Source organism: Hymenobacter frigidus (genome assembly GCF_014640435.1).
GTDB classification, from domain to species: Bacteria; Bacteroidota; Bacteroidia; order Cytophagales; family Hymenobacteraceae; genus Hymenobacter; species Hymenobacter frigidus.
In genome coordinates this window covers 1-8,282 of record NZ_BMGY01000078.1, presented here as the reverse complement: position 1 = coordinate 8,282, position 8,282 = coordinate 1, and the positions used below count along the sequence as shown (strand labels likewise).

Sequence of the window (8,282 nt, the reverse complement as noted above, 5' to 3'; positions counted from 1 at the left end):
AAAGGAGCTAACATAGGCCAAAAATACCACGCAATTATTCACCGTTACTTATGCGTGGCCACTTAAGCGCCCGTAACAATCCCCCGCCCACGACCTGAAAAACAACCGACCCAACCGATAGATTATTGAGCCAAAGCAGTGCTTCCCCAGATTGCCAGCTTACCGCCAGCATCTAAAATGACCGTTGGCATTACCCCGCCTTTTTCTTGCCCATCGGAAACCACCCCTCTCTGCCCACAACACTTTAGCGTGTCTTTCTCTTCGCGCCACAGTTAGCTGTTTCGCCATCCTCGCCTCCTCTCACTGGCATCCAACTTTTATGGGGCAGTCGGCCAATACGAAAGACCCGGCCACTAAAAACTCATGAGCAAGCAGTGCCGCCGACGTGGGGAAAAAGTCGGGGCTGTTCCTACACGAACTATCCATTCTACACAGTACCGAGCGGTTCGTTATTGTGAGTTTGAAGATTTGGAGCACGACACACAAAATCACTCCCGCTGACTTTAGGCGGCAGGTAATTGCCCGCCACCGCGCCTTGCATCAGGCCCTGCGCGAAACCGAATTTCTAAACCAGAGGCTAGCGGAACTCAGCAGCCAGGGTTAATGCCAACCAAATCTGGCACCAATAAATTGAAGGACAACTGATGCCGGGCTGCGGAGGAAGAAGCAGGTCGCACTGGCCCGCTAGTAAAAAAAGCTGACCAAAGCTGTACTTAATAAAGGCACTTCACCCAAGCAATCACCCGGGCGCTAAACAGCAGACTCAGCTTGTGCTCTTAGAAACAGCAAGCCGCCATGACTACCCAGTCAGTCTCTTTCACGCAGCTGTTCCAGTTGTCCCAACTGCTCCCGCACCACTATCGCTCGGACTGCTTTGGTCTTTTCCGCGCCTGGCATCTTTTTCCAAAACGGTTGATATTTTCCGATGGGTCTGTTACGCAGCGTTCGCAAAAGACCTCGCTATCGTATATATCCACCGGCAGCTAATTTAGAATTATTTCATTTTCACCATTGCTTCCGCTTGCTACCCCATTACTCTTTTCACCCAGCATTTCACTCGGCTTTTTGCCCGTCGCCTCACCCGGTCCGATAGACTTGGTCACGGGTATGCGTACCGGAACCGACGGGTTGCTTGGCTTTCCGTGTATTGCTTCCCGCGCTCGGTTCGTCCCCGCCAGTCGTGTTTAGTGCTTGCCAACGGACCAGGCACCGGCTGGTCTTTCTCTTTTCTGTTTATGAGCCCTTCTCCAGTGCAAGCAGTCGGCACACCGGCTCAGGCAAAAAGACAAGCCCTCCAGGACCACATCCTGGCAGTAGTCCAGGACCGACAGCTAGCCGGGGTAGGCGTGGCCATGGGCGTGGGCAAGACGCTCATCGGCCTGCGCGACATGGCCCGCCTGCTTGCGAGCAGCCGACTATCAGGGTCCGCTACCAAATCCTTTCTGGTCGCGGCCCCCACCCAGGCCATCCTGGACTCTTGGCCCCTGGAGGCGCGCAAATTTGGCCTGGCCCACCTGCTCGACCAGGTTGAATTCACCACCTACCGCTCGCTGAGCAAGACGCTGAGCATCGGCCGCTACCACAAGCTCTACCTCGACGAGTGCCATGCCCTTAAGGACTCGCACGAGCCAAGCCTGAAAATCCATGTGGCGCAGCAGAACAGCATCTTGGGCCTGACCGGTACGCCCCCCGCGCAGGCCGATTCGGAAAAAGGCCGGTTGGTGGCCACCTATTGCCCCATGCTGATTGATTACACGACCGACGAGGCCGTGCTGGCCGGTTTGCTTAACGACTACCGCCTGGTAGTGCACCGCCTCTCCCTGAGTTCCGTGCGGGACTACGTGGTCTCGTTCCAATCGGGAAGCCAGTTCACGACCAGCGAGCGCGAGAGCTACCAGTACTGGAGTACGCGGCTGGCCAATGCGGCCCAGGACGCGCTGCCCGTCGAGACGCTGCGCCTGTTGCGCATGCAGGCCCTGATGCACTTTCCGGGGAAGGGCCGTTACATGGCGCACCTGGCCAGCCAGTTTACGGAGAAAGTGCTGCTCTTTACCTGCAATCAGCAGCAGGCTGAACAACAGGCCGAGTATACCTACCACTCTAAAAATAAAGACAGCCAAGCGAACCTGGCCAAGTTCAATACGGGCGAAATCCAGCGCCTGGCCTGCGTGGCCCAGCTCTCGGAAGGCATCAACATCCCCCAGCTGCGGGTGGGTATTATCTGGCACGCCTTCGGCAACGAGCGCAAGGCCGCCCAGCGCATTGGTCGACTGTTGCGCCTGAACCCGGAAGAAACGGCGACGGTGCATCTGTTGATGTACCAGGATACAGTGGACGAGCACTGGGTGGCTCAGGCCTTGGCCGCCTTCGACCCGACCAAAATCAGCTACGTGGATGCTTCTCGCCAGTATCTAGGATGTTGACAGGTTAGTAACTGATGTTACGCAGTCGTTAGTCATCTTAGCCCGTTTAGCAGCTTATGAGCTGATGTTACGCATTCGTCGGGTCACGCGCTGGCTGAGCCAGACCACCTACGGCCCGGCCGACATCTGGCGGCAGGCCAAGCCCCTGATTCGCCAGGCCGAGGCCCGGCGGCCGACCGGCGAGTTCGCCGTGCTCATCGCGGACGATTCGGTGCTGGAAAAGGCGCACACCACCGCCAACGAGCTGATTTGTACCCATTGGGACCACAGTCAGCAGCGCTACGTCAAGGGCCTGAACTTCGTCAGCCTGCTCTACCAGGCCGGCGAGCTGGCCCTGCCCATCGCCGTTGAGCTGGTGCGCAAAACCGTGCCCGTTTACCAGCCCAAGACCCAGAAAACCAGCTACCAGAGTCCGTTCACCAAGAACGAGTACCTGCAGCAGATGCTGCGCGTGGCGCAGCCGCAGGTGGCCTACCGCTACCTGCTGGCCGACTCTTGGTATGCCTCGGCCGAGAACATGGCCCTGGTGCGGGCCCTGGGCCATCACGTTGTTTTTGCCCTCGAAAGCAGCCGCACTGTGGCCTTGAGCGACGCCGACCGCGCGCAGGGCCGGTTCCAGTCCGTGCAGTCGCTGGTGTTTCCCGATACGCAGCCTTTGCGCGTCTATTTGCGGGCCGTTAGAGAAGCGGTGCTCGTAACCAGACAAGTCTTTACAAACCAGGACGGTAGTCAGGGCATGCTGTATTTGGTCAGCAGCGACACCGACCTGGACCAGGCCCAACTGACCACGATTTACCAGAGACGGTGAAAAGTGGAAGAATACCACAAGTCGCTCAAACAGAATGCCTCCATGGGCAAGGCGCCCACCAAAACCCTGGCCACGCAGGCCACCCATTTCTTTGCCGCCGTGCTGGCCTACACCAAACTGGAAGTGCTTAAGCTCAAGTGCGGCATCGGCCATTTTCGCCTCAAAGCCCAGCTCTACACCGTCGGGCTCAAAGCCATGTACCAGCAACTCGGTCAACTCCGTGCGTAACATCAGTTATTAGCATTATTGCCTCGACGCATAAGCGGTGAACTCGGCCTTCGTCAAGACCAACGCCTCGCTCGAAAGCCCGTGCGAAAAGCAGTCCGCCGACGTGCCGGCGCCGGTCCTGCAGGTGGCCAGCGAGTTAGGGGTAGAACCGCCGCTTGCCCCACCGGAGGCCCTGCGCGCTAGCCCCGAGCACCACTTGCGGCGCGTCGCCGCGGCCCACGCCCGCTACCTGCGTAATGACAGCGGTCCGTTATGGCGCGACCGGCCGCAGGCGCGGCTGCCGAGCAACAAATCTGTTAGGGGAAGGCAAGCGCGCTCAACTATCTGGGCAGTCTGGCCGTGGATGAGGGACATGGCGTTATCAGCCACGTGCAGGCCGATTTCGCCGACCGCCGCGATAGCTTGCTGCTGCCCAGCATCGTGGAGCCCCTGTACCAGCGGCTGCTGGCCCACGACCTACCGGTAGTAGACGTTGGCGCGGACACCAACTACTCGAACGGGCTGAATTATGCCCTGCCCGAAGCCCGCTCCCCCCCTGGATTCCCGTCTTCGGCCATTACAAGCCCGAAATCGAGGGCTTTACCTATGACAAGGCAACGGATTGCTTTACCTGCCCAGCGGGCAAGCCGCTGCCGTTTAAACGCTTTGATTCCGACCAAGACGGTTGACTCTCCAAGCGCAACAGTGCCGCCACCGGCGATTGTCGACGCTGCCTGCGTAAACCAACCTGTATCCCGAAGAGCAAGAGCCGTAAGATTACTCGCACGGCGTACGACACGCACTACCGCCGGGCGCTGGCCCGGCAGCAGAGCCGGCCGGGGCGACGGATGCGCCGCTTGGGGCAGCGCACCACTGAACCGGTATTTGGGAGCCTGCTCCAGTACTATGGGCTGCGCCGCGTGAACACGCGAGGGCGCAGCAGTGCCCACAAAACGATGCTGCTGACCGCGATTGCCTTCAATCTCAAAAAGCTCCTCAAGCACCAGCCCAAGAGGACGATACCCCTAGCTATCGCTATGCCGAGGCCCCTACTCCAAGGACCGCTTTTGGGCTGCTGGCAGTGGCACCACCGCTATCACTCGTAGTTTGGATACAGGCAATGAAAGATGGACCATAAGCTATGCAACAGCCACTACACCATGCTGATACCCCCTCCCCTGCCCTGGCCAGAGAAGCCGAAAGGCTCATTTTAACGGGTCAAAAAGTGGGTTTCGAATTTCCACACTGGAAAACTTTTTGAGCTACTGTTAATAAGCCATGACCCACAGCCATTTCGCACTATGTAATTGTGTGTTGGAACTGCTTACACCTGGGCCATCCTACTTATCACCCCTTACAATTAATCCGGATTAACCAGCTTATATGGGCAACACATATAAACTGGTTAATACAGTTCGACGGTTTTCTTGCGCGGCAGGTGACAGCTAATAAAGTTCGCAATAGTGTGGCTTCTTGCTGGGTTACTGCTGATATCCGCACCCTAACTACTGCCCGAAATCACGCCCGGTGGATTCGGCAGGACCACTTAGTGGTGGCGGCGGCCACGCCGCCGCACGTCCTCCCCCTCGGGAATAGCTCGCTGACTGTCGGGAAACTGAGCCAAGTAAGCTTCGAGGGCCTTGTTAATCAAATACGACTTTTCCCCTTTGGGACCGGGCGTGTAGAAGCTCAGACGGTGCAGGGCGTCGTCATTAGCCTCCGTCAGGATGAAGGTTCCCTTACGGGTAGTAGGCGCCGCTTCCGGTTTGGCCGGCTGTGACGGGGCCGCGGGAGGGGCAACCGGCGAGGACGTCTGGGGGGGACGGGGGGGCTGCGGACGGCCGGCACCGGTTAGCAGGTCGTTGATATCGCGGGGGGCGGGGGAAGAAGCCATGGGTGGAGAATAGAATGAGAATAAAAAAAGACTACAGGCGTGAGAGCACCTCGTCGGTCAGGACCTGAAAGTCCGCGACTGCATTGGACTCCGGGGTACGGAGTTGGGCCGGTACGGCATCGCGCTGGGCATCCCCCAGCCGCTTATCCGTGCGCACATTGGCCATCACTTGGCCGGGAAAAAGGTGATTGGCGGCCGCCACAATGTCGGCGTGCAGGGTGTTGCGCACCCGGGGATTGAAATCGGTAAAAAAGAGGCCGATAAAACGCAGGTTCGGGTTCATGCCCGGCTCCTGCTGAATTAGGGTTGTCAGCTCCGCCAGCTTATTGAGGGATTTTAGGGAAAAGTAGCTCGGTAATGCCGGGGCCAGGTAATGCGTCGCGGCGCACAGACCGATGAGGGTAATATCTTCCAGGGATGGCGGGCAGTCGATAATGACGAAGTCAAAGCCGCCAGCCTCGGCCGCGAGCACGTCGCGGAGCGCGAAGCGGAAGTCCTCGGGCCGGTGGGTAATCAACTCCTTCGAACGGGGCTTCAGGTCATCGTCCGTGGGCAGCAGCCAGAGCGTTGGCAGCTTGGTCTGCACCAAGGCATCCAGGAGCCCGCTTCCCGCCAGCAGTACCTGGCCCGTGCTCGTGGAATATTCTTCCCTGGTAAGCGCGGAAGTCGCATCGCCCTGCACATCCAGGTCCACCAAAAGCACCTGGTAGCCGCGACTGGCCAGCTCGCCGCTAAGATTCAGGCTGGTGGTGGTCTTACCCACCCCCCCCTTGCGGCCAACGACCGCAATAATGACCGGAGGCTGCTTTTCTTTCACGGGGGGATTCTTCTTTTTCATGGGATGCCGGAGAATGAAGTTTTCAGGAATTAGGATGGCACAACAAATATAACTGGCTGGAATGGGCATACAATATTAAACATTACGTACGGGCCATATTCTTTATCCATTTGAAATGTATAAACTGTTTTAACTACCTCATATAGTTTCAATATACTGCAAATCAGTGCTTAATACTCTGAATAATAAAAACCATTTTACCTGGTTAAGAAGGCTCACGATGTTAATAATTGGCGCTTGATTACCCATTTAAACTGGTTAGACCATCTAAACTTATTAATACGTTTTAAATGCAGCAAGTTATCGGATCCATGCACGGGGTGGCACGCCTGGTATTCGCAGTAGTCAAATCGGTCTTTTCGTCCGTTCCAATCATCCACTTACCGGCGATTCGTGATGAAGCATTCCAATACCGCGTGGGCCTGAGCCTCACCGAGCGCGACTAACCGGAAGCTTGTACAGACCCTTTGCCGAAGCTGCGGGTGGGCTTTGGGATTATCCGAGGGGCCAACTTGCCCCGACAGCTGATGCATTGCCAATTGGTCGAAGAAGACCTTTGGCTGACTACTGGCTTTTTCACTTCGCTGCTGTAGGAAATCTTTTTCCCCACTGCCCCAAAAAGAAAGGTCACACCTGGGCGGGAACGAGCTTTGCTAGCCTAACTGACCCAGCAGTTCATCAACGAGTTCTCGGATGTGCACTAGCTTATTGTGAATGAATAATGTGGGTTAAACATGTAAAACATTTTACCCAGTAATGACCCTGACTCGGTTATGCGCACGCAGCACGAACAAAAGACTTGATTGGAAAGGCTGGCCACTGGGTCAACGGTGCCTTCCCGCTGCCTGTGTCGGCAAGGTTCCAACTCGTCCGCAACCGACCACGGCCTGCTGCCGATACTGGCGTGGAAGAAGTAAAAGGTCAGGCGGCTTGCAGTTCGTCCACGCGGTAGCAATCCCAATGGCCGTTGTCAAGGCGGTAAACGTTGATGCGCTGCACGAGGTCCGTGGCGGGGTGGCGTCCTTTGTGCTGGCCGCACTAGGTGACGACGGCCGGGGCGCTAACGATGGGCTGCATGCGGTGGCCGACGGCGAAGGCAAAAGTGGCTGCCGGAACCGGCAGCGAAGCGGGAACGATAGCGGCCTCGGCTCCGGCGGGTAGGAGGGAAGGCCCGGCTGCGCAGGCCTGCTCGTACCAGGCCAACAGGTCATGACAGACGAGGCATAGCCCGGCTTCCGTTTCAGCCGTGTCGTCAGGGTGCAACTCGTCGGAATAGGAGGCAATATCCACGTCCGGCTCGTGCGCGAACGCTGGGTCTAACGTCAAAGTGCAGGCGGCATTCTTAGAGGTTTTCATCTGGGCAGCAAATGAGAAGCGAGTAATAACGAGGGGCTCTAGCTGTGCTGAATAGCTTAGAGAAGTAGTTTGAAGAGGTTGATGATGAGCGTGATATGGGATTTGATAACCAATGCTGGAGTGCAGTCGGTCGTGATTGTAGTGGTTAAAAAATATTAAATAGTCGGGTATAGTTTGGCTAGTTTAATGCGGGCATCGGCGGTTTTGAATTGCCAATTTCGCGGCCTGGGCTTTGTATTTTGTTGGTCTTTCCAACACGCCACAGCCGCTTGCACGGCGGCTTTGTCGGCAAAGGCGCGGTTGAGTACCTGGCGGCTGAGAACGGCGAATTTGATTTCGGCCATGTTGAGCCACGAACCGTGGACGGGGGTGTAGATGATTTCCATTCGTTGCAGGTACGCCTGGGCCACGTCGGGGGGGAAATGGTCGTAGAAGAACCTGACTTTGTGCGTGGCGAGGTTGTCCATGACCCAGCGCACTTTTTTGGCCGTGCGGTAGGTCGTGTCCAGGAGCCGGGCCACGAAGCGCACCCACGTGGCGGCGCTGTGGTCGTCCTCGACGCAGCGTTCGCGCCAGCCGCGCAGCGGCTCGGTGGCCACGAACAACTCGGCCACGCCGCGCCGCACGTATTCCGAATCGTGGCGGCGTTGCCCGTTGGCGGTCGTAAACGCTTGCCGATCAATTAATTGTTTGGGCGACTCGTCCAGGCACACGACGGGGTAGTCCGCGTCGTAGGGCTGTTCGTAGAGGTCAAGC

6 protein-coding genes and 2 pseudogenes are annotated in these 8,282 nt (G+C 57.4%); 4 read left to right on the top strand and 4 right to left on the bottom strand.

The window, feature by feature from the left end:
- The first annotated feature begins 1,235 nt into the window (after positions 1-1,235).
- The 3 genes and pseudogenes from IEW17_RS20240 to IEW17_RS21550 form a co-directional block, all read left to right on the top strand.
- Complete coding sequence (locus IEW17_RS20240) at positions 1,236-2,423, top strand: DEAD/DEAH box helicase (protein ID WP_188563880.1); 1,188 nt, start codon at positions 1,236-1,238, stop codon at positions 2,421-2,423.
- Positions 2,424-2,457: 34 nt separating this feature from the next.
- A pseudogene (locus IEW17_RS20235) lies at positions 2,458-3,459 on the top strand (IS701 family transposase).
- 704 nt (positions 3,460-4,163) lie between these two features.
- Positions 4,164-4,544: pseudogene (locus tag IEW17_RS21550) on the top strand (transposase); the annotation flags it as partial.
- Positions 4,545-4,984: 440 nt separating this feature from the next.
- Here the strand turns inward: IEW17_RS21550 and IEW17_RS20220 are convergent.
- Both IEW17_RS20220 and IEW17_RS20215 read right to left on the bottom strand, forming a co-directional pair.
- Entirely contained in the window at positions 4,985-5,332 is a 348-nt protein-coding gene (locus IEW17_RS20220) for a hypothetical protein (RefSeq protein ID WP_188563878.1), read from the bottom strand.
- A 31-nt stretch (positions 5,333-5,363) separates the two neighbouring features.
- A complete protein-coding gene (locus IEW17_RS20215; protein WP_188563877.1) occupies positions 5,364-6,170 on the bottom strand; it encodes a ParA family protein in 807 nt (268 codons plus the stop codon).
- Positions 6,171-6,460: 290 nt separating this feature from the next.
- Between IEW17_RS20215 and IEW17_RS21145 the strand changes: the two genes are divergently transcribed.
- Positions 6,461-6,616: a hypothetical protein gene (locus IEW17_RS21145; protein WP_229749173.1), complete on the top strand. Its 156-nt coding sequence runs from the start codon at positions 6,461-6,463 to the stop codon at positions 6,614-6,616.
- Positions 6,617-7,208: 592 nt separating this feature from the next.
- Here IEW17_RS21145 and IEW17_RS20210 read toward each other — a convergent pair.
- Both IEW17_RS20210 and IEW17_RS20205 read right to left on the bottom strand, forming a co-directional pair.
- Positions 7,209-7,496 carry a hypothetical protein gene (locus IEW17_RS20210; RefSeq protein ID WP_188563876.1) on the bottom strand — a complete coding sequence of 96 codons (288 nt, stop codon included), beginning with the start codon at positions 7,494-7,496 and terminating at the stop codon, positions 7,209-7,211.
- A 185-nt stretch (positions 7,497-7,681) separates the two neighbouring features.
- Positions 7,682-8,282: IS630 family transposase (locus IEW17_RS20205; protein ID WP_188563875.1), on the bottom strand; the 601-nt coding region annotated here is incomplete at its 5' end.